This window comes from Kitasatospora sp. NPDC004240 (assembly GCF_053603215.1).
Genome location: NZ_JBSGFD010000014.1, coordinates 44424 through 64339, shown reverse-complemented (window position 1 = coordinate 64339; position 19916 = coordinate 44424). Strand labels below are relative to the sequence as shown.

Genomic DNA, 19916 nt, shown 5'->3' with positions numbered 1-19916 from the left:
ACCGGACGGTCCGGTAGGGAGCGGTCATCGTACGACGAGCCGGATCCCGCCCCGTGAACGGGTGCCCGAATCCGCCGCCCCTCCGGCCCCAACAGGGCGTCCCACAGCCGGAATCACGCCGACCGCGTCCCCAGCTGAGCCGTCAGCACCCGGGCCGCCTCCGTCAGTGACGGGCCGTACCAGGTGAGGTGCCGGCCGCTCACCAGGGCGGTGGGGGTGCCGGGGAAGGCTTCGGGGCCGTCGTCGGCGGTGAAGCGGTAGGGCTCGTCGGGGAGGATCACCAGGTCGGGGGTCTCGGCCAGGAGGTCGGGGAGGGGGATGGCGGGGTAGCGCTCGGGGTGCTCGGCGTGGACGAGGGTGACGCCGAGGCGGGTGAGCAGGTCGCCGGCGAAGGTGTCGCCGCCGAGGACCATCCACGGGCGGCGCCAGATCGGGACGATCGCGCGGACCGGCGGGCCGGCCGGGCGGATGTCCTGCCAGACGGCCGCGGCGTCGTCGAGCCAGGCGGGGCGGGGGAGGCCGCAGGCGAGGGTGAGCATCCGGTGCAGGGAGGTCAGGGCCTGCGGGAGGGTGCGGATGTCGGTGACCCAGACGGGGAGTCCGGCCTCGCGCAGGGCGGTGAGGTCGGGGGCCCGGTTCTCCTCGGCGTTGGCGAGGACCAGGTCGGGGGCGAGCGCGGCGATCCGGGCGACGTCGGGGTTCTTGGTGCCGCCGACGCGGGTGACGGCGAGGCCGGCCGGGTGGGTGCACCAGTCGGTGGCGCCGACCAGCAGGCCGGGAGCGGTGGCCGCGAGGGCCTCGGTCAGCGAGGGGACGAGGGAGACCACCCGCCGTACGGGACGGGGTGCGGGGACGGCGAGGCCGAGGTCGTCGAGGTGAGCCACCCGGCCACGGTAGCCGTCCCCGCGAAGTTGCGGGAACCGGGCCGCGCTCGCGTCCGACCAACTGGTCCGGGTCCGCAGCGGCGGGCCCGTGCGAGCCCCGTTCACCAGGAGAGTTGTCATGCGCCCTCGCGTGCTGTGCGGTCCCGTCGCCGCGGCCGTCGCCGTCGCCCTGTTTGCCACGGCCTGCGGGAGTTCAGGCACCGGTGGTGACCTGAAGGCCGAGTCGACCGGCGGAGCCGCCGGCTTCCCGGTCAAGGTGGCCGACTGCATGGGCAAGGAGACCACCTTCACCCAGGCCCCGCGCCGGATCGTCACCAGCAACGCGGCGAGCCTGGAGATGCTGCTCCAGCTGGGCGCGGGTGACCGGGTGATCGGGACGGGCTTCCCGCCGGGCAAGGGGGCGCTGCCGGCGCCGCTGGCCGAGCAGGCGGCGAAGGTGCCGGTGCTGGGCGACAAGGTGATAGCCAAGGAGAAGCTGCTGGGTTCCGGCGCGGACCTGTACGTGGACACCTTCGGCGCGATGACCATGATGGGCGGCGCGGGGACGGGGCCGAGCGAGGAGGAGTTCTCGGCGGCCGGGATCAAGCACGTGTTCCTGCTGTCCACGGCGTGCGCCGGCACCCCGCAGGCGGCGAAGGGGCCGCGGACCGACCTGGCCCAGGTCGAGACCGACCTCAAGCGGCTCGGCGCGGTCACCGGCACCTCGGCCCGCGCGGACGAGCTGGTCGCGGCGATGCGTACGCGGACCGGTGAGGTGACCACCGCGCTGGCCGCCGTCCCGGCCGACCACCGGCCCGGCTACTTCTTCTTCGACTTCGACGCCGGCACCAAGCAGCCGGTGGCGGTCTGCGGCCGGCAGGTCGCCAACGCGGTGATCACCCTGGGCGGCGCGCGCAACGTCTTCGCCGACTGCGACGCCGACTTCAAGCAGGTCTCCTGGGAGGACGTGGTCGCGAAGAACCCGGACTGGATCCAGCTCGGGGTGCGCAACAAGGGCAGCGAGGAGGCCAACCGCAAGGCCTTCGACGAGGCCGAGCGGTTCCTGCGCGAGTTCCCGGCCACCCAGGGGCTCAAGGCGGTCAAGGAGGGCAGGTTCCTGCGGATCGGCTCCGAGGTGACCACCATCGCCGGGGTGCGCAACGCCGACACCGTCCGGCAGATCGCGGAGACGGTCCACCCGGCGCTCGTCCGGAAGGCAGGGTAGCCGGTGGCCCCGACGCTGTCCGACCGTACGGCCGGCGACGCTGCCGACGGCCCGGCCGCCGCCGACGGCCCGGCCCGCGGGGAACGCACCCTGCGGGCCGGGCCGTTGGCCGCCGCGCTCACGGTGGCGCTGGTCCTCGCCCTCACCGCCGCCGTCTCGCTGGGCTCGGTGGACATCCCGCCCGGCGAGGTCTGGTCGGTGGTCGCCCGGCGGCTCACCGGGCGGGCGCCCGAACCGGGCACCCGGGACCTCATCGTCTGGCAACTGCGTGTCCCGCGTGCCCTGCTGGCGGCCCTGGTGGGCGCCGGCCTCGGACTGGTGGGCACCGCCGTGCAGGCGCTGGTGCGCAATCCGCTGGCCGATCCGTACCTGCTGGGCATCTCCTCGGGCGCCTCGCTGGGCGCGGTCGCGCTGATCGTGCTGGGCGCCGGCCTCGGTCTGGGGGCGGGGGACGCGATCGGGCTGAGCGTCTCGGCGGCCGCGTTCGCCGGGGCGCTGGCCGCGTTCTCGCTGGTCTGGCTGCTGGCCCGGCGCGGCGGCGGCTTCTCCCCGCTGCGCCTGGTGCTGGCGGGCATCGGCATCGGGCAGTTCCTGGCCGGCTTCACCAGCTATCTGGTGCTGCAGACCGACGACGAGCAGCAGACCCGGGGGGTGCTGTTCTGGCTGATGGGCAGCCTCGGCGGCGCGGTCTGGGGCCAACTGGTCGTGCCCGCCGTGGTGGTGGCGCTCGGCCTGGCCGCCCTGCAGGCCCGGGCGCGCGGACTGAACGCCCTGCTGATGGGGGACGAGACGGCGGCCGGGCTGGGCGTGGACGTCGGCCGGCTGCGCCGTGAACTCTTCGTCGTCACCAGCGTGCTGACCGGCGTGCTGGTCGCCGTCTCGGGGGCGATCGGGTTCGTCGGGCTGATGGTGCCGCACGTGTGCCGGCTGCTGGTCGGCGGTGACCACCGCCGGCTGCTGCCGCTGTCCGCGCTGACCGGGGCCGTGCTGCTGGTGGTGGTCGACACGGTGGCCCGGACCGCGCTGGACACCCAGGAACTGCCGGTCGGCGTGGTCACCTCGCTGCTCGGTGCGCCCACCCTGCTCTACCTGCTGGACCGACGACTGGAGCGGAATTGAGGATCGCGGTCGAGGACCTGAGCGTCGCCCTCGCCGGACGGACCGTGGTCGCGGGGGCCACCCTGGTCGCCGAGGAGGGCGAGATCGCCGGCCTGGTGGGCCCGAACGGCAGCGGCAAGTCCAGCCTGCTGTGTACGGTCTACCGCCATCTGCGGCCCAGCGCCGGCCGGGTGCTGCTGGCCGGGCGGGAGCTCGGCGCACTGTCCGCCGCGCAGTCCGCCCGGCACATCGCGGCGCTGCCGCAGGAGCGGGGCGGTGACTTCGAGCTGACGGTCCGCGAGGTGGTGGCGATGGGCCGCACCCCGTACAAGCGGGCCTTCGCCGCCGACGACGCGCAGGACCACCGGCTGGTCGCCGAGGCGCTGCGCCGGGTCGGCATGACCGGGGCGGCCGGCCGCCGGTTCGCCCAGCTGTCCGGCGGCGAGCGCCAGCGCGTGCTGCTGGCCAGGGCGTTGGCCCAGCAGCCGGACGTGCTGGTGCTGGACGAGCCCACCAACCACCTCGACGTGCGGCACCAGGTGGAGCTGCTCGCCCTGCTGCGCGAGCAGCGCCGCACCACGCTGGTCGCGCTGCACGACCTGAACGCCGCCGCCTCGGTCTGCGACCGGCTGCACGTCCTGCACCGGGGCACCCTGGTCGCCTCGGGCACGCCGCGCGAGGTGCTGACCCCGGAGCTGCTGGCCGAGGTGTTCGGGGTGCGGGCGGCGGTGGTCGAACACCCGCTGACCGGCGATCCGTTGATCGCCTTCGACCACCGCACGCCCGCCGGGCCCGGACGGAGGGTTCCCGAGGATCAGCCGGCCTCGTAGTGGCTGGGCCGCCCGTCGCGCAGCACCGGGCGGCCCAGCTTCGCGGCCTCCTCGCTGCGCAGCAACTCCCAGCGCCCGTCCGGCCGGTGGAGCACCGAGGAGTGCCACGGGGTGGTCCAGGCGTCCCGGGCCTCCAGCAGCCGGATGCCGAACTTGGCGGCGCCGGCCGGCTGCGGGTGGATGGAGAGCCGGAACGCGCGCGGGTGGTGCTCGGCGATCAGGTCGCCCCAGGCCCGGCTGCGCTGGATGACCGCGTACGCGCGTTCGCGGCAGTCCCGCTGCAGTGCGGAGCGGGTGCCGGTGAAGCCGGTGGTGTCGTCGGTCAGGAAGCGGGTGATGCCGCGGTAGAGCCGCAGCGTCTCCTCGTCCGTGCGGACCTGCTCGCGCAGCCGCTCGCGGCCGGGCGCGTACCGGGCGTGCACCCGGGCGCGCTTCTCGTCGTACGGCAGGTCGCCGAGGACGGCCCGCAGGTCGAAGGTGTCGAGCCGGTGCAGGCCCTCGCGCGCGATCATCGCGGCCAGCGCGTCGGAGTACGCGTCGATGTGGTCGTCGGGCACGTGGATCAGGTCGCCGAAGATGTGCCCGTCGGAGCAGATCAGGATCCGGGCGCCGGGGCGGTGGACCTCGCCGATGGCCGCGCAGAGCCCGTCCAGGAAGGTGAGCGAGAGCCGCTCGCCCTCGTCGGGCAGGTGGCCGAGCACCTTGGCGGGGTTGGGCGATTTGCAGGGGAATCCGGGCAGGGTGAACAGCACCGGCTCGCCGGCCCGGACGAAGTCGGCCAACCGGGCCAGCTGGAGCGGGAAGTCGGCCGGGGAGACGGGTGTCCCGGGGTCGGAGGCGCGGCGGTGCGGCAGCAGCAGGGCGAGGATCTCGGTGCAGATCCGGTCGACCTCGGCGGGGTCGACGGGGGCGGCGGTGGTGGTGACGGTGCCGGCGTACGGCATGACGGGGTCCTCCACGGAACGGTCGTCAGGGGTCTTCGGGCAGGCGCGGCCGCGCCCTGGCGGTTCCGGCACGGGTGGGCCGGCCGCCGGGCGGCGGGCGGCGGGGCGAGCGGGGGTTGGGGGCGGGGGCCGGGTGGGCCGGGTCAGACGCGTCGGTCGTACGCCACCGGCAGCCGGTTGACCCCGCGGGCGAGGACGGCCGGGATCCAGGTGAGCGGGTCGGGCCCGCCGTCCGCGTCCTGGGTGCCGCCCGCGTCCGCGGCGCCGTCCGCGTAGGCCGGTCGCAGGCCCGGCAGCCGGGTGAGCAGGGTGGCGATCGCGATCTGGAGTTCGGCGCGGGCCAGCGCGGCGCCCGGGCAGTAGTGGATGCCGTGGCTGAAGGCGAGGTGGGCGTTGGGGGTGCGGTCGAAGTCGAGCGCGTCGGCGTCCGGGAACTGCTCCGGGTCGCGGTTGGCGGCGCAGAGCGAGACGATCACCGAGTCGCCGGCCGGGATCCGGGTGCCGAACAGATCGCTGTCCTCGGCGAAGAAGCGCCAGGTGGTGAGCTCGAACGCGGCGTCGTGGCGCAGCAGTTCCTCGATCGCCCGGGGCAGCAGGGCCGGGTCGGCGGTGAGGCCGTCGCGCAGCCGGGCGAGCTGCCCGGGGTGGCGCAGCAGGGTGATCAGCATGGTGGTGATCTGGTTGGTGACCGGCTCCTGCCCGGCGACGAGCAGCTGGAAGACCATCGAGTCCAGCTCCTCCTGGCTCAGCTCGCCACTGTCGCGGGCCGCGACCAGCCGGCCGAGCAGGTCGACCTCGGGCCCGTCGGGGTCGTGGTGGGCGCGCTTGTGGGCGACCACGTCGGCGATGTAGCCCTGGAGGGCGCGCAGCCGGCCCTCGTACGCGGGGCGGCCGGGGTCCTGCGGGCCGACGGGCTGGACGACCTTGCCCCAGTCCCGGTCGAAGCGGGCGGCCAGGTCGGCGGGCAGGCCGATGACCTCGGCGAGCACCCGGAACGGGTAGTGCGCGGCGAAGCCGGCCACCAGGTCGGCGCCGCCGCTCTCCGGCAGCTCGTCCACCAGGGCGTCGGCCAGCTCCTGGAAGCGGGGGCGCAGTGACTCCACCCGGCGGGGCGCGAAGGCGTCGAGGACGAGCCGGCGCATGGCGGTGTGCTTGGGCGGGTCCTGGTGCAGCAGGTGGACCTGGAGCTGGGAGTGCTGGGGCTCGGGCATGATCGAGGCCAGCCGGCGCCAGCCGTCGTTGCCCAGCGCGTGGTTCTTGCCGAGGCGGGGGTCGTTGAGGGTGGCGTGGGCGGCCCGGTAGCCGGTGACCAGCCAGGCGGCTATCCCGCTGGGGAAGCGCACCCGGTGGACGGGGCCGGCGGCGCGCATCCGCTCGTACAGCGGGTACGGGTCGCTCTTGTAGGCGGCGCCGTACAGCGGGACGGGGTCGGGGAGTTCGCCGTGGCCGTACGGGCAGCGGGCGGTGTCCCGCTCGTGGCCGGTCCGGTCGGTGGTGTCGGTCATGCGGACGTCCTCGTGGTGGGTTCCGGGCTCTCGGCGGCGCCGGTGGCGCCGGCCGTACGGGCGGTGCGGGCGTTACGGGTGGTGCGGGCGTTACGGGTGGTGCGGTGGTGCAGGGCCAGCAGGGCGACGCCCACGCAGGCGGCGAGCGCGGCGAGGACGAGCCCGGGGCGGACGGAGGCGCCGGGGTCGGTGACGGCGGCGGTGGCGAGCGCCGGGCCGGTGGCGAAGCCGAGGCTGCGGGCCAGCTGGACGGCCGACCCGGCGGTGGCCAGCCGGTCGGCTGGTGCGGCGGTCATCACCACGGCCTGGGTGGGCCCGCCGTTGAGGCCCATCCCGGCGCCGGCCAGGGCGAGCCGTGCGGCGATCCCGGCGGGCGACCAGTCGGGGTCGACGGGGACGAGCAGCAGCAGGCCGACCGCGGTGACCGCGGCCCCGGTGAGCGCGGTGGGCGCGGCGCCCCAGCGGTCGGCGAGCCGCCCGCCGAGGCGTCCGGCCAGCACCATGCCGAGGGGGAAGGCGAGCATGGTGAGCGCGGTGGTGGTGGCGCTGACGCCGCCGGCCCGCAGGTGCTGGACGAGCAGGTACTGGGTCGCCGCGAACCCGGCGGCGAGCGCGAGCACCGAGGCGTTCACCCCGGCGGTGCCCGAGGCCCGCAGCGTCTCCAGCACCGGCCGGCCGCCCGGCCGTCTCGTCCAGAGCAGGACGAGCGGGACGGCGGGCAGGGCGAGCAGCAGCAGGCCCGGCGTGCCGGGGGAGAGGGTGAGTGCGAGCAGCAGGGCGGCCACGGCGGAGCCGATCAGGGCGGCGTCGGCGAGCGAGCCCCGGTCGGGAGCCCGAAGACGGGCCCGGCCGCCGCGCGGGGCGTCGCGCCAGGCGATCCAGCAGGCGGCCGCGCAGACCGGCAGTTTGATGAGGAAGATCGCCCGCCAGCCGACGTGGTCGAGCAGCAGCCCGCCGATCACCGGTCCGGTGACCGCGCCGAGCGGCCCCAGCGTCGCGGGCACGCTCATCGCCCGTCCGCGGGCCTGCGGCCGTACGGACCGCGCGGCCAGCACCGGCATCAGCACGAACAGCACGGCCCCGAAGGCGCCCTGGGCCAGCCGGGCGGCGACCAGCCAGGCGAGCCAGGGCGCGGCCGCGGCGAGGACGCCGCAGAGCGCGAAGCCGCCGACCGCCAGCAGCAGGGCGGCACGGGTGCCGACCTGGTCCAGCCAGCGTCCGGCGGGCAGCAGCAGGGCCACCACCGGCAGCTGGTACCCGAGGACGGCCCACTGGGCGGCCCCGGCGGAGACTCCCAGGTCGCGGGCGATGTCGGTCAGCGCCAGGTTGACCACGTTCATGTCCAGCATGGCGACGAAGGAGAGCAGCCCGGCCGCGATCACCAGGCTCCACCGGTCCCGCGTCGGCGGTGGGGTGGCCCGTGGGCTCACCTGTGGGGCCGTCATCAACCGTCCTCCCGTCCGCCTGCCGCGGCCGTCGCGGCGGCCGTGCCGTGCCGGACGCCACCGGTCGGCGGCGTCCGGCACAGCAGTCGGGTCAGGGCGGGCGGGAGTTCCCGAACACCTGGGGGATTCTCCTCAGCAGGCGGCGGCCAGGGCGGGGGCGGCCGCCGCCTCGGCCGCGCGGAGGTGGCCTATCAGCTCCTCCCGGGCCCGGGCGACCCGGGAGCGGACGGTGCCGATCGGGCAGCCGGTGACCTGGGCCGCCTCCGCGTAGCTGAGCCCGACGACCTGGGTGAGCACGAACGCCTCGCGGCGCTGGGCGGACACCCGGCCGAGCAGGTCGGTCAGCGCGATGCCGTCCTCGAAGCCGGCCGAGGGCGGCTGGACGTGCCGTTCGGCGGCCTCCTGCCAGTCCGGCAGCGCGGCGCAGCGCGGACGGGCGGCGGCGCTGCGGTAGCGGTCGACCACCGTGCGGCGGGCGATGGACAGCAGCCAGGTGCGGGCGGAGGAGCGGCCGGCGAAGGCGGGTAGCCCGCGCAGCGCGCGCAGGAAGGTCTCCTGGGCGAGGTCGTCGGCGGACTGCACGTCCGTCAGATGGGCGACGAAGCGCCACACATCGCGCTGGGTGGCCCGGACGAAGGCCTCGATGTCGGCCGGGCGGCCCTCCCTTGCGGTGAGGGCGAGGGCGGTCAGCTGCTCGTCATCCACGGTGGCGGGCCTCCGTCCGGGAGACCCGAACGGCCCGGCCCGGGCCGGGGTGCGGGACGATAAGCGCATGAGATGCGCCGAGTTCCGTGTCGCCCTGTCCGCCCGCCTCGACGGCGAACCGGCCGGCCTGCCGGAGCGGCGGCTGGACTCGCACCTCGCGCGCTGCGGCGGCTGCCGGCAGTGGCGCGCGGACGCCGAGCGGCTGCGCGCACTGGGCGGGCCGGACGGATCCGGCGCGGCGGGTGGAACGGGCGGGGCCGACGGGCCGTCGGCGCAGTGGTCGGCGCGGCTGCTCACCGGGCTGCGCCGGGAGGGCGTGGCAGGGCATGAGGGGTCCTGAGGGATGCGACGGGACGCGGCGCCGTCACGGACGGCGTCGCCGAGGTCGGGTGGGTCACCGCGCCGCCCGTCCGGAGGAGCCCGTCGCGGACGGGCTCAGGCCTACGGGCTCGGTCGTGACGGGCCGGTGGGGCCCGTACGGACGGTGCGGGCGCGCGGACGCCGGGCCCCGGCGGGTCGGGCCCCGCGGCCGACGGCCGGGGGCTGACACGCGGGGCGACCTGCCCACCGCGGCGGTGCCGCCGGCGGGCGCGTCAGTACGCGAGTGCGGTGGGCGGACCGCGCCGGACCAGGACGTGCGAGAGCGGGGCGGGCCGGGGACGCCGGGCGCGGCGCCCGGCACACCGGGGGAGGGCCGGCGGCTCGTACGCGGGCCGCACCACGAGGACCAGCAGCGGCAGCAGCCCCGCCGCCAGCGTGCCCAGCAGTTCGGGGAGCCGGCTCAGCGCCGCCTCCCCGCGCCACAGCAGCAGCGCGCAGGCGAGCGCGGCCAGCAGGTGCGCGGCCAGCATGCCGGCGGACATCCCGGCCGCCATGTCGTGGCCCGGCATCGCGTGACCGGACATCCCGTGGCCGGACACCGCGTGCGAGGCCGCTCCGGGGCCGGCCGCCGGGTGGGCGGTCGCCGTCAGGGCGGTGCCGTGGCCCGCGTGGTGCGCCCCGCCGAGCGGCGGGATCCCGCCGACGACGGCGGCGTCCGGGTCCAGCCCGGCCATCCGGGCCAGGTCGGCGGGGGAGAGGCCGGCCGGCGCGCGGTCCGGGTTGCAGAGCAGCAGCCCGGCCCAGTCGGGGCCCGCCGTCGCACCGGACGCACCGGACCCGGCCCGCTCGAACAGCCGGTGCAGACCGAACTGGGCGGCCGTCATCCAAGCGGCGATCAGGACCGGCCCGCGCCGCGACCCGGCCAGCAGCCAGGTCGGCAGGAGCACCAGGGTGAACGCGCCGACCAGCGCCGGTACGGACACCCCGGGCCCGGCCATGGCGACGTGCGCCGTGGCGGCCAACGCCACGCACAGGGCGGCGAAGACCACGGCGCGCAGCGAGCGGATCCGGTCGGTCAACACGATGGCACTCATCGTCGCACCTCCGACGGCCCGGACGTGCCGCCCCCTCGGTCATCGGCCGGTTCCACTCCGTGAGACTATGCCCCGGCCGCCGGCGCCCACCAGGCCGGTACGGGCCGCGCACCCGACCCCCGGTGCCGGCACCGGACCTGACCCGGTCTCGGCTCCCGCCCGTCCGGCAAGCCCGCGCATCCGTCGAGCCCCGCCCGCCTGGCGAGCCCCGCCCGCCTCCGGGCCGCCCGCCCGGCGAGCCGTTCCCGGAGTGCCCGCCTTCTCCCCCTCTCCCGCTCTCCATGCCAGAAAAGCCTTAAATCATAAGGTCATTGCGGTTTGACACCGCACCTCCCCTATCCCCTAAATGTGGGCACCCAGCAGGACAGGAGCCCCTCCGACATGGCCACCGCGGCGCATCCCCTGACCGCCCCCGTCGCCCTCGCCGACCCGAGCTTCTGGCGGCTGTCCGCGGCCGAGCGGGCCGCCGCCTTCGCCGAACTCCGCCGCCTACCGGGCCCGGTGTTCGTCGTCGAGCGCCCCGCCGCCGGCCGGCGCCCCGCCCGGGGCCACTACGCGCTGGTCCGGCACGCCGACGTGGTCGAGGCCAGCCGCGCCCCCGCCGTCTTCATCAGCGGCCCCGGCGTCACCACCCCCGAACCGGCCCGCTGGGTGCGGCTGCTGTTCGGCGACTCGATGGTGAACCTGGACGACCCCCGCCACGCCCAGCTGCGCCGGATCGTCTCCAAGGCCTTCACCCCGCGCCTGATCGCCCGGGTGGAGGAGGACATCCGCCGGGTGGCCGTCCGGCTGGTCGACCGGGTGACCGAGGAACGGCCCGAGGACTTCGTCACCGCCGTCGCCGCCGAACTGCCCTTCCAGGTCATCTGCAACATGATGGGCATCCCCGAGGAGCCCCGCCGGGCGATCCTCGACCAGGTCGACCACGCCTCCGAGCACACCGGCGTCGCCCGCCGCCGCCTGCGCGTGCCCGGACGCGGGCTGATGGCGCTGGCCCGGATGCAGGGCATGGTGGCCGAGCTCGGCCGGGAGCGCCGTCGCCGGCCCACCGAGGACCTGATCTCCGCGCTGGTCACCGCTGACGTGGACGGACGCCGGCTGACCGGCCGCGAGCTCGGCGCCTTCTTCTCGCTGCTGCTGGTCGCCGGAGTGGAGACCACCCGCAACGCCCTCGCCCACGGGCTGCACCTGCTCACCACCCACCCCGAGCAGCGGGCCCTGCTCCTCCGTGACCTCGACCGCCACCTCGGCGGCGCGGTGGACGAGATCGTGCGCCACTCCACCCCGATCATCCAGTTCCGCCGCACGGTGGCCACCGACCACCGGATCGGCACCACCCGGCTGCGCGCGGGGGACAAGGTGGTGCTCTACTTCGGCTCGGCCAACCGGGACGAGACGGTCTTCCCCGACCCGGACGCCTTCGACATCACCCGCACCCCCAACCCGCACCTGGGCTTCGGCGGCGGCGGGCCGCACTTCTGCCTCGGCGCCCACCTGGCCCGCCAGGAGATGAAGGTGCTCTACCGCGAGCTGTTCTCCCGGCTGCCCGGGCTGCGCTCGGTCGGCGAGCCGGAGGCGGTGCCCTCCAGCTTCGACCACCGGATCCGCTCGCTGGGCTTCACCTTCTGAGCCGCGGCCCCCGACACGCCCCCGGCGAGGTCCGCCCCTCGCGCCCCACCCGTAACCGGGATCACAGCGCTCGGGCCAACCTCGGGCGCAGAATGCGCTCATGACAGAACGTTCGATCGACCGGCCGACCGCGCACGCCTGGGCCGCCCTCGGCGGGCCCACCGAGCTGCTCGGGCGGGTCTCCTTCCACGGCCCCGACGCCGTGCTGCCCTCCGGCCTCCCGGTGCGCCGGCTCGCCCGGGCCACCGTGGCCACCGCCTCGCTGGCCGCCGCCGAGCTGTCCGCGCACCGCGGCGGCGGCCCGGTGCCCGAGGTGCGGATCGACCAGGGCGCCGTCGCCACCGCCTTCGTGAGCGAGCGCCACCTGCGGATCGACGGCCGCGCGCCGGTCTCCTTCGCCCCGCTGTCCGGCTTCTGGCAGACCGCCGACGGCTGGCTGCGCACGCACGCCAACTACCCGCACCACCGCGCCCGGCTGCTGGCCGCCCTGGGCCTGCCGGAGGGCACCGGGCCCGAGGAGCTGGCCGCCGAGCTGCGCGCGCACCCGGCCCGGAGCATCCAGGAGCGCGCGTACGAGGCGGGGGCGCTCGCGGTCGCCGTCGCGCCCCCGACCGAGGAGCGCCACCCCCTGGTGGAGACCACCGTCCTCGACGGGCCCGCCGCCCGCCCGCTCGGCCCGGCCGCGCTGCCGGCCGCCGGGATCCGCGTCCTGGACCTCACCCGGGTGATCGCCGGGCCGGTCGCCACCCGCACCCTCGCGCTGCTCGGCGCGGACGTGCTGCGCGTCGACTCCCCGTCGCTGCCCGAGGCCGAGGACGCCCACGCGGACACCGGCTTCGGCAAGCGCTCCACCCGCCTGGACCTCGCCGACCCCGCCGACCGGGCCGTCTTCGAGGAGCTGCTCGCCTCCGCCGACGTGGTCGTCAGCGGCTACCGCCCCGGCGCCCTCGACCGGCTGGGCCTCGCCCCCGAGGCCCTCCTCGAACGCCGCCCCGGCCTGATCGTCGCCGACCTCCGCGCCTGGGGCCGGACCGGTCCGTGGGCCGGCCGGCGCGGCTTCGACAGCCTGGTCCAGGCCGGCTGCGGCATCGCCGCGATCGAGGCCGGCCCGGACGGCCGCCCCGGCGCGCTGCCCGCCCAGGCCCTCGACCACGGCACCGGCTACCTGATCGCCGCCGGCGTGCTGCGGGCCCTCACCGAGCAGCGCACCGGCCGCCCCGGCGGCCGCCACCTGCGGTACTCGCTCGCCGGCACGGCGACCTGGCTGATGCGCGACATCCCCGAGGACGAGCCCGCCACCGGCGCCGAGCCGTACGACCCCGACCGCTGGATCACCGACACCGACTCCCCGTACGGGCGGCTGCGGCACGCCCTGCCGCCGATCGGGTACGCCGGTGCGCCCGCCGACTGGTCCCGTCCGCCGGGCCGCTGGGGGACGGACCGGGCCACCTGGGTCTGACGGTGTCACAGCCGGGTGGCAGCATGGGCGGCATGACCGTACACGTCGCACACGCCGATGACTTCACCTGGTTCACCGCGGGCTACGACTTCCTCAGTGAGGCGCACTGCGTGACCATGGTCGAGGGGATCACCCCCGAGGACCTGCTGCGCCGGTTCGCCGCCGTGCCGGGGCGGCGGGTCACCGGCCTGGCCGCGGTGGTGGCGGCGCACGACCTCTTCGAGGACGGCGAGGACGCCGACGTCCCGGTCGAGGTCGGTGACGACCCGCTGCTCGTGGCCGTCACCGAGCTCGACGGCTGGGCGGTCGCGGTCGAGGTCAACGGATACCTCGGCACCATCTGGGAGCTGCTGCCCCGGCTCGCCGAGGGCACCCGGATGGTCTCCCACTACCGCAACTGCAACGCCGTGGACTCCTTCCACTGGTGGGAGCACGGGCGCAACCGGCTGCACTTCGAGCCGCTGTTCCCGGCCCAGCGGGACGGCGAGGACGCCGAGGCGCCCGGCATCCCGGAGCTTCTGGAGCACTGCGGCTTCGACCTGCGGGAGGAGGGCACGACGAAGAACCTGCACACCGAGGCGGCCTTCGCGCTCGCCGAGCGGCTCACGGACGTCCGGCTGACCGAGGAGCGCCTCGGCGCGGCGGACTTCCGGCTCGGCTACGCGCCGCGGCCCTGACGACCACCACGCCGACGGGCAGCGGCCCCCCGGATCGGACGTCCTGCGGGGTCAGACGCCCTGCGGGATCTCCTTCGCCCGGCGGCGGACCAGGAAGGCGGTGACGATCTCGATCACGCCCAGTACCAGCAGCCAGATCCCGGCCAGGACGGTCAGGGCGGTGATCGAGCCCACCGGCCAGACCATCAGCAGGATGCCGGCCACGCTGTTGGCCAGACCCGCGAAGATCTGCCAGCCCCGGGCCGGCATGGCGGAGTCGGAGGCCGCGGCGACGAGCTGGGTGATGCCCCGGAACAGCCAGCCGATGCCGATCCAGATCGCCAGCAGCAGCAGCGACTGGGCCGCGCTGCGGAAGCAGAGCAGACCCAGCAGGATGCAGATGATGCCGCTGATGAAGGCCAGCACCCGTAGCGCGGTGGTGGTGTGGGTGCCGAACGCGGCCACCAGCTGCACGATGCCGATGATCAGCAGGTAGAGGCCGAACAGCACGCCGACCACCCGCAGCGTCTGCTCCGGCCAGGCGAAGACGATCACCCCGAGCGTGAGCGAGACCAGGCCGGCCGCCAGCAGCACCTGCCAGGCGGTCCTGGCGAGCAGTCCGAGCGGTCCGGGGAGGTCCGGGTCGGCCGGCGGACCGGCGGGTGAGGAGATCGGGGTGACCACGGCGGACTCCTGACGGACGGACGGCACGGGAACGCTGGCTCCCATGCTCGGCCGGTCCGCCGCACCCCGCCCGCCGGTTAGCCCGAACGGGTCTGCCCGGAGGGCGGGGCGGTCCCGTCAGCGGTGGTTGAAGGACGGCGGGCGCTTCTCGGCGAAGGCCGCCATGCCCTCCTTCTGGTCGGCGGTGGCGAACAGCGCGTGGAACATCCGGCGCTCGAAGCGCACGCCCTCCGAGAGGGTGGTCTCGAAGGCGCGGTTGACGCTCTCCTTCATCATGATCGCGGCCGGGGTGGACATCGCGGCGATCGTCTCCGCGGTGGCCAGCGCCTCGGCGAGCAGCTGGTCCGCCGGGACGATCCGGGAGACCAGACCGGCCCGCTCGGCCTCCTCGGCGCCCATCATCCGGCCGGTCAGGCACAGCTCCATGGCCTTGGCCTTGCCGATCGCGCGGGTGAGCCGCTGCGAGCCGCCGATGCCCGGGATCACGCCCAGCTTGATCTCCGGCTGGCCGAACTTGGCGGTGTCCGCCGCCAGCAGGACGTCGCAGAGCATGGCCAGCTCGCAGCCGCCGCCCAGGGCGAACCCGGCGACCGCGGCGATCACCGGCTTGCGCAGCTCACCCAGGCGGTCCCAGGGGCCGAGCCAGTCGTCCAGGTAGACGCCGGGGAACTCGTTGCCCTGCATCTCCTTGATGTCGGCCCCGGCGGCGAACGCCTTCTCCGAGCCGGTGATCACCAGACAGCCGATCTCCGGGTCCCGGTCGAACGCGGTCGCGGCGGCGACCACCTCGTTCATCAGCTGGTTGTTCAGCGCGTTGAGCGCCTTGGGACGGTTGAGCGTGATCAGCCCGACCCGGCCCTTGCGCTCCACCAGGATGGTCTCGTAGGTCTCGGTCATCGCCGTTGACTCCCCTTCGCTGCTCGACTGACGGTGGATACGATCGCCGACGGGGTACCCCGCGCGCCAGTCTCGACAGGCGAGACGGTGGTCACGCGTTCCCCCAGGTCACCCGTTCTCCGTCAGGTGACCCGGTTCCCGCGGGCCACCCGGGTGAGCGCTTCCCCGTTCCGCCCCGGCTCACTCGAAGGTGAGGTCGCCCGAGGCCGGCGCGGCGAGGAATCCGGCCACCGCGGCGGCGTCCACCCCGGCCAGGACGGCGGGCCGCCAGTGCGGGTCGCGGTCCTTGTCGACCACCTGCGCCCGGATGCCCTCGACCAGGTCCGGGTGGCCGAGCGCCGCGCAGGAGACCCGGTACTCCCGCTCCAGGCTCTGCTCCAGCGAGGTGTGCGAGCGGGCGTCGCGCAGGGCGGCCAGCGTCACCTTCAGCATGGTGGGGGACTTGTCCAGGATCTCCTCGGCGCTCTCCTTGGCCTCCGGGACACCCGAGGCGAGCAGCCGGTCGACGATCTCCTCGACGGTGTCCGCGGCGTAGCAGTCGTCGATCCACCCGCGCCGCCCGGCCAGCGCGGCGGCCGGGGCCGCTCCGGCGTAGCGGGCGACCACGTCCTCGACCGGCGCGTCGCCGGCCGCGAGCGCGGCCAGCAGCTCCGGCAGGGCGGCGGACGGCACGAAGTGGTCGGCGAAGCCGCACAGCAGCGCGTCGCCGGGGCCCATCGAACCGGCGGTCAGGCCGAGGTGGGTGCCCAGCTCGCCGGGGGCGCGGGCGAGCAGCCGGGTGCCGCCGACGTCCGGGACCAGGCCGATCCGGGTCTCCGGCATCGCGACCACCGACCGCTCGGTGACGATCCGCACGCCGCCGTGGGCGGAGAGGCCGACCCCGCCGCCCATGGTGATGCCGTCCATCACCGCGACGTACGGCTTGGGGTAGCGGGCGATGAGCGCGTTCAGCCGGTACTCGTCCCGGAAGAACGCCCGGGATCCGGCCCCGCCGGCTTGGGCGTCCCGGTGGAACAGCCGGATGTCGGCGCCGGCGCAGAGCCCGCGCTCGCCGGCCCCGGTCAGCACCACGGCGGTGACCGCGTCGTCCGCGGCCCAGCCGTCCAGCGCCTCCCGCACGGCGGTGATCATGCCGTGGGTCAGCGAGTTGAGGGCCTTCGGCCGGTCGAGCACGATGCGCCCGACCCGGCCGTCCACGAAGACCTGTACGTCCACCTCTGTGCTCATCGGGCCCGCTCCCCTTCAGTCGATCAGCTCTGACGCCTACCGACCCTAGATCACGGAGCCGTCAGCCCCTACGACACGCCCCTACGGCGCGATCCGGCCGGTCACCTCGCCGAAGCCGATCACCGTGCCGTCCGGGCCCGGGGCGGTGGCGGTGACGGTGACCTCGTCGCCGTCCTCCAGGAAGGTGCGGGTGGTGCCGTCGGGGAGCTTGACCGGCTCCTCGCCGTTCCAGGTGAGCTCGATCAGGGCGCCCCGGGTGTCCGGCTCGGGGCCGCTGACGGTGCCGGAGGCGAACAGGTCGCCGGTGCGCAGCGAGGCGCCGTTGACCGTCATGTGGGCGAGCTGCTGGGCGGCCGTCCAGTACATGGTGGCGAACGGCGGCCGGGAGATCCGGTGGCCGTTGAGGTGGACCTCCATGGCGAGGTCCAGGCCCCAGGGCTCGCCGTCGCGGTCGTCCAGGTAGGGCAGCAGCTCGAAGTCGCGGGCCGGCGGGGCGACCCGGGCGTGCTCCAGGGCGTCCAGCGGGACGATCCACGGGGAGACCGAGGTGGTGAAGGACTTGCCGAGGAACGGGCCCAGCGGCACGTACTCCCAGGCCTGGATGTCGCGCGCCGACCAGTCGTTGACCAGGCAGACGCCGAACACGTGCTCGCGGAAGTCCGCCATGGTGACCGGGGTGCCGAGCACGGACGGGGCGCCGACGACGAAGCCGACCTCGGCCTCGATGTCCAGCCGGCGGGACGCGCCGAAGGACGGCACGGCGTCGGCGGGCGCCTTGCGCTGCCCGTTGGGGCGCACGACCGGGGTGCCGGAGACCACGACGGTGCCGGAGCGGCCGTGGTAGCCGATCGGCAGGTGCTTCCAGTTGGGGGTGAGCGGCTCCGTGCCCGGGCGGAACAGCCGTCCCAGGTTGGTGGCGTGGTGCTCGGAGGCGTAGAAGTCGACGTAGTCGGCGACCTCGAACGGCAGGTGCAGCTCGACCTCGTCGAGCGGCAGCAGCAGCGGCGCGAGGGCGTCCCGGTACGACTCGTCGGTCAGCCAGCGGGTGAGCGAGGCGCGGACCTCGGTCCACACCGCGCGGCCGGCGCCCATGAGCGGGTTGAGGGTGTCCGCGTCCAGCAGCACGGAGGGCGCGCCGGTGGCGCGGGCGGCGGCCCCGGCGTCCAGCACGAAGTCCCCGATCCGCACGCCGATCCGCCGCTGCCCCGGCCGGTCGCCGGCCGTGAAGACGCCGTACGGCAGGTTGTGCGCGCCGAACGGCGAGTCGTTCGCGGGGGCGAGCCAGCTGCGGGGGGTGGTCAACGGTCCTCCTGGGGCGTCGGGTCGGACGACAGCAGGCCGAGGGCGGCCAGGTCGTCCAGGGGTTCGGCGATGCTACAGGTGCCGAACGCGGTGAACGAGTTGCGGATCACCGTCACCTGATGGTCGGTCAGCGCCAGGACGGCCTTGGCCAGCACCTCGCCGGAGCGCTCGGCGAGGACCTCGGCGGCGGTGGCGGGGTCGGTCTCCTGCGCGGCCAGCAGCACGTTCAGGAAGCCGTGGTGCTCGAAGCCGGTCACCGGGTCGGTGTGCCGCAGGGCGTTGTGCAGCCCGGCCGTGCACTTGTACGGCAGTCCGCGCTGCGCGCAGCCGGTGAGGAAGCGCGCCAGCTCCTCCTCGCCGGGGAACGCGCCGGCGACCGTGCCGCCGGTGCGGAACTTGGCCCGGTAGGGGCTGTCGACGAGCACGTCCAGCACCTCGTCCAGCCCGTCGCCGCGCAGCCGCTCGCGCGGCACCTCCACGGCGGCCGGCACGTGCGGCGGCAGCAGCAGGTCGAGGGCGGCGACGGCCTCGCGGGCGTCGGTGGTGGCGAGTTCGACGCCGGCGACCTCGAAGGACGCCGCGTCGGCGAGGGCCGGGCCGAGCTCGGCGCTGCCCCCCGGCAGCACGAGCCCGACCCGCAGGCCGGCCGCGCCGGGTACGGCGGCCAGTTCGGCCAGCCGGCCCGCCCCGCAGAGGAACGGGCCGACCGCGTCGGCGTACCAGGCGCTGCGGTGCCGGATGTGCGCCGGGGCCGCCTCGGCGACCGGCAGGTTGCCGGGCGGGAAGACCGCGGCGTCGTCGAAGAGGCCGCGGTACAGGGCCGGGAGGCTCACTGCGCCGGCCCCCGACCCGCCCAGGTCCAGGCGTAGTTCGGGTCCTCGGAGGCCCGGCCGCCCTCGCCGAGGTCCAGCGGGCGGAAGGTGTCCACCATGACCGCGAGCTCGTCGAAGAACTCCGCGCCGATGCTGCGCTCGTACGCGCCCGGCTGCGGGCCGTGGGTGTGGCCGCCGGGGTGCAGCGAGATCGAGCCCTGGCCGATGCCGGAGCCCTTGCGGGCCGCGTAGTCGCCGCCGCAGTAGAACATGACCTCGTCGCTGTCCACGTTGGAGTGGTAGTACGGCACCGGGATGGCCAGCGGGTGGTAGTCCACCTTGCGGGGCACGAAGTTGCAGATCACGAAGCCGTTGCCCTCGAAGACCTGGTGGGCCGGCGGCGGCTGGTGGATCCGGCCGGTGATCGGCTCGTAGTCGGCGATGTTGAAGACGTACGGGTAGAGGCAGCCGTCCCAGCCGACCACGTCGAAGGGGTGGTGCGGCACGGTGTAGCGGGTGCCGGCGATCCCGTTCGGGCCGCGGTGCTTGACCAGGACGTCGACGTCCTCGCCGTCCACCAGCAGCGGCCCCTCGGGGCCGCGTAGGTCGCGCTCGCAGTACGGGGCGTGCTCCAGCAGCTGGCCCCACTTGGACAGGAAGCGCTTGACCGGGGTGATGTGGCTGTTCGCCTCGATGCAGTAGGCGCGCAGCGGCTCGTCACCGGTCGGCACCCAGCGGTGGGTGGTGGCCCGGGGGATGATCACGTAGTCGCCCTGGCCGACCTCCAGCGCGCCGAAGACCGTCTCCACCGTGCCGGTGCCCGACTCGACGTAGACGCACTCGTCGCCGAGCCCGTTGCGGTACAGCTCGCTCGGGGCCCCGGCGACGACGTACGAGATCCGTACGTCGCCGTTGCCGAGGACCAGCCGGCGGCCGGAGACGACGTCCGCGGACTTCCACTCCTGGCCCGCGAACAGTTCGTGCAGCTTGAGGTGCCGCGGGAGCAGGGGGTGGTTCGGCACCAGCGACTGGTCCGGCAGCTCCCAGGGCACCGCGTTGACCACGGCCGACGGGATGCCCCGGTGGTAGAGCAGCGAGGAGTCCGAGGAGAACCCCTCCTCACCCATCAACTCCTCGTAGTACAGCCCGCCCTCGGGCGTGCGGTGCTGCGTGTGCCGCTTGGGCGGGATGCTGCCCAGCTGCCGGTAGTACGCCATGTC

General features: G+C 75.3%; 19 protein-coding genes. 7 read left to right on the top strand and 12 right to left on the bottom strand.

Going from position 1 to position 19916, the window contains the following annotated elements; genetic code table 11:
* Positions 1-113 precede the first annotated feature (113 nt).
* Positions 114-884: a helical backbone metal receptor gene (locus tag ACWEQL_RS06520; RefSeq protein WP_452149046.1), complete on the bottom strand. Its 771-nt coding sequence runs from the start codon at positions 882-884 to the stop codon at positions 114-116.
* A gap of 118 nt (positions 885-1002) precedes the next feature.
* Between ACWEQL_RS06520 and ACWEQL_RS06515 the strand changes: the two genes are divergently transcribed.
* The 3 genes from ACWEQL_RS06515 to ACWEQL_RS06505 all read left to right on the top strand — a co-directional run bounded on the left by ACWEQL_RS06515 (position 1003) and on the right by ACWEQL_RS06505 (position 4016).
* Positions 1003-2088, top strand: a complete 1086-nt coding sequence (locus ACWEQL_RS06515) for an ABC transporter substrate-binding protein (protein ID WP_452149045.1) — start codon at positions 1003-1005, stop codon at positions 2086-2088.
* Positions 2089-2178: 90 nt separating this feature from the next.
* On the top strand, positions 2179-3207 hold the full coding sequence (locus tag ACWEQL_RS06510; protein ID WP_452149062.1) for a FecCD family ABC transporter permease: 1029 nt from the start codon (positions 2179-2181) through the stop codon (positions 3205-3207).
* Complete coding sequence (locus tag ACWEQL_RS06505; protein ID WP_452149044.1) at positions 3204-4016, top strand: ABC transporter ATP-binding protein; 813 nt, start codon at positions 3204-3206, stop codon at positions 4014-4016. Before ACWEQL_RS06510 ends, ACWEQL_RS06505 begins: the two co-directional genes overlap by 4 nt.
* Here the strand turns inward: ACWEQL_RS06505 and ACWEQL_RS06500 are convergent.
* From ACWEQL_RS06500 to ACWEQL_RS06485, 4 genes are all read right to left on the bottom strand, one after another.
* Positions 4001-4960, bottom strand: a complete 960-nt coding sequence (locus ACWEQL_RS06500) for an L-tyrosine/L-tryptophan isonitrile synthase family protein (protein ID WP_452149043.1) — start codon at positions 4958-4960, stop codon at positions 4001-4003. The two genes, ACWEQL_RS06505 and ACWEQL_RS06500, sit on opposite strands and share 16 nt — an antisense overlap.
* 143 nt (positions 4961-5103) lie before the next feature.
* A complete protein-coding gene (locus ACWEQL_RS06495; RefSeq protein WP_452149042.1) occupies positions 5104-6465 on the bottom strand; it encodes a cytochrome P450 family protein in 1362 nt (453 codons plus the stop codon).
* Entirely contained in the window at positions 6462-7910 is a 1449-nt protein-coding gene (locus ACWEQL_RS06490) for an MFS transporter (RefSeq protein WP_452149041.1), read from the bottom strand. The genes ACWEQL_RS06495 and ACWEQL_RS06490 overlap by 4 nt, the downstream gene beginning before the upstream one ends.
* 132 nt (positions 7911-8042) lie before the next feature.
* On the bottom strand, positions 8043-8684 hold the full coding sequence (locus ACWEQL_RS06485; RefSeq protein ID WP_452149040.1) for a sigma-70 family RNA polymerase sigma factor: 642 nt from the start codon (positions 8682-8684) through the stop codon (positions 8043-8045).
* Between ACWEQL_RS06485 and ACWEQL_RS06480 the strand changes: the two genes are divergently transcribed.
* Entirely contained in the window at positions 8683-8955 is a 273-nt protein-coding gene (locus ACWEQL_RS06480; RefSeq protein ID WP_452149039.1) for a zf-HC2 domain-containing protein, read from the top strand. The genes ACWEQL_RS06485 and ACWEQL_RS06480 overlap by 2 nt on opposite strands.
* Positions 8956-9208: 253 nt before the next feature.
* On the opposite strand, the gene ACWEQL_RS06475 is transcribed toward ACWEQL_RS06480, so the two are convergent.
* On the bottom strand, positions 9209-10030 hold the full coding sequence (locus ACWEQL_RS06475; protein ID WP_452149038.1) for a hypothetical protein: 822 nt from the start codon (positions 10028-10030) through the stop codon (positions 9209-9211).
* 381 nt (positions 10031-10411) lie between these two features.
* Between ACWEQL_RS06475 and ACWEQL_RS06470 the strand changes: the two genes are divergently transcribed.
* From ACWEQL_RS06470 to ACWEQL_RS06460, 3 genes are all read left to right on the top strand, one after another.
* The gene (locus tag ACWEQL_RS06470; protein ID WP_452149061.1) at positions 10412-11659 is read left to right on the top strand and encodes a cytochrome P450; all 1248 of its coding nucleotides are present in this window, start codon (positions 10412-10414) and stop codon (positions 11657-11659) included.
* A gap of 100 nt (positions 11660-11759) precedes the next feature.
* Positions 11760-13118 (top strand): CoA transferase, encoded by a 1359-nt coding sequence (locus ACWEQL_RS06465; RefSeq protein ID WP_452149037.1) that lies wholly within the window; start codon positions 11760-11762, stop codon positions 13116-13118.
* Positions 13119-13150: 32 nt separating this feature from the next.
* Entirely contained in the window at positions 13151-13795 is a 645-nt protein-coding gene (locus tag ACWEQL_RS06460; protein ID WP_452149036.1) for a DUF6461 domain-containing protein, read from the top strand.
* A 51-nt stretch (positions 13796-13846) separates the two neighbouring features.
* On the opposite strand, the gene ACWEQL_RS06455 is transcribed toward ACWEQL_RS06460, so the two are convergent.
* From ACWEQL_RS06455 to ACWEQL_RS06430, 6 genes are all read right to left on the bottom strand, one after another.
* Positions 13847-14503, bottom strand: coding sequence for an HdeD family acid-resistance protein (locus ACWEQL_RS06455; RefSeq protein WP_452149035.1), 657 nt, complete (start codon positions 14501-14503; stop codon positions 13847-13849).
* Positions 14504-14575: 72 nt separating this feature from the next.
* On the bottom strand, positions 14576-15355 hold the full coding sequence (locus tag ACWEQL_RS06450; protein ID WP_452149034.1) for an enoyl-CoA hydratase: 780 nt from the start codon (positions 15353-15355) through the stop codon (positions 14576-14578).
* Positions 15356-15535: 180 nt separating this feature from the next.
* Positions 15536-16582: an enoyl-CoA hydratase/isomerase family protein gene (locus ACWEQL_RS06445; RefSeq protein WP_452149033.1), complete on the bottom strand. Its 1047-nt coding sequence runs from the start codon at positions 16580-16582 to the stop codon at positions 15536-15538.
* 81 nt (positions 16583-16663) lie between these two features.
* On the bottom strand, positions 16664-17884 hold the full coding sequence (fahA, locus tag ACWEQL_RS06440; protein WP_452149032.1) for a fumarylacetoacetase: 1221 nt from the start codon (positions 17882-17884) through the stop codon (positions 16664-16666).
* On the bottom strand, positions 17881-18717 hold the full coding sequence (locus ACWEQL_RS06435; RefSeq protein ID WP_452149031.1) for a hypothetical protein: 837 nt from the start codon (positions 18715-18717) through the stop codon (positions 17881-17883). Before ACWEQL_RS06435 ends, fahA begins: the two co-directional genes overlap by 4 nt.
* Positions 18714-19913, bottom strand: coding sequence for a cupin domain-containing protein (locus tag ACWEQL_RS06430; RefSeq protein WP_452149030.1), 1200 nt, complete (start codon positions 19911-19913; stop codon positions 18714-18716). The genes ACWEQL_RS06435 and ACWEQL_RS06430 overlap by 4 nt, the downstream gene beginning before the upstream one ends.
* Positions 19914-19916 lie beyond the last annotated feature (3 nt).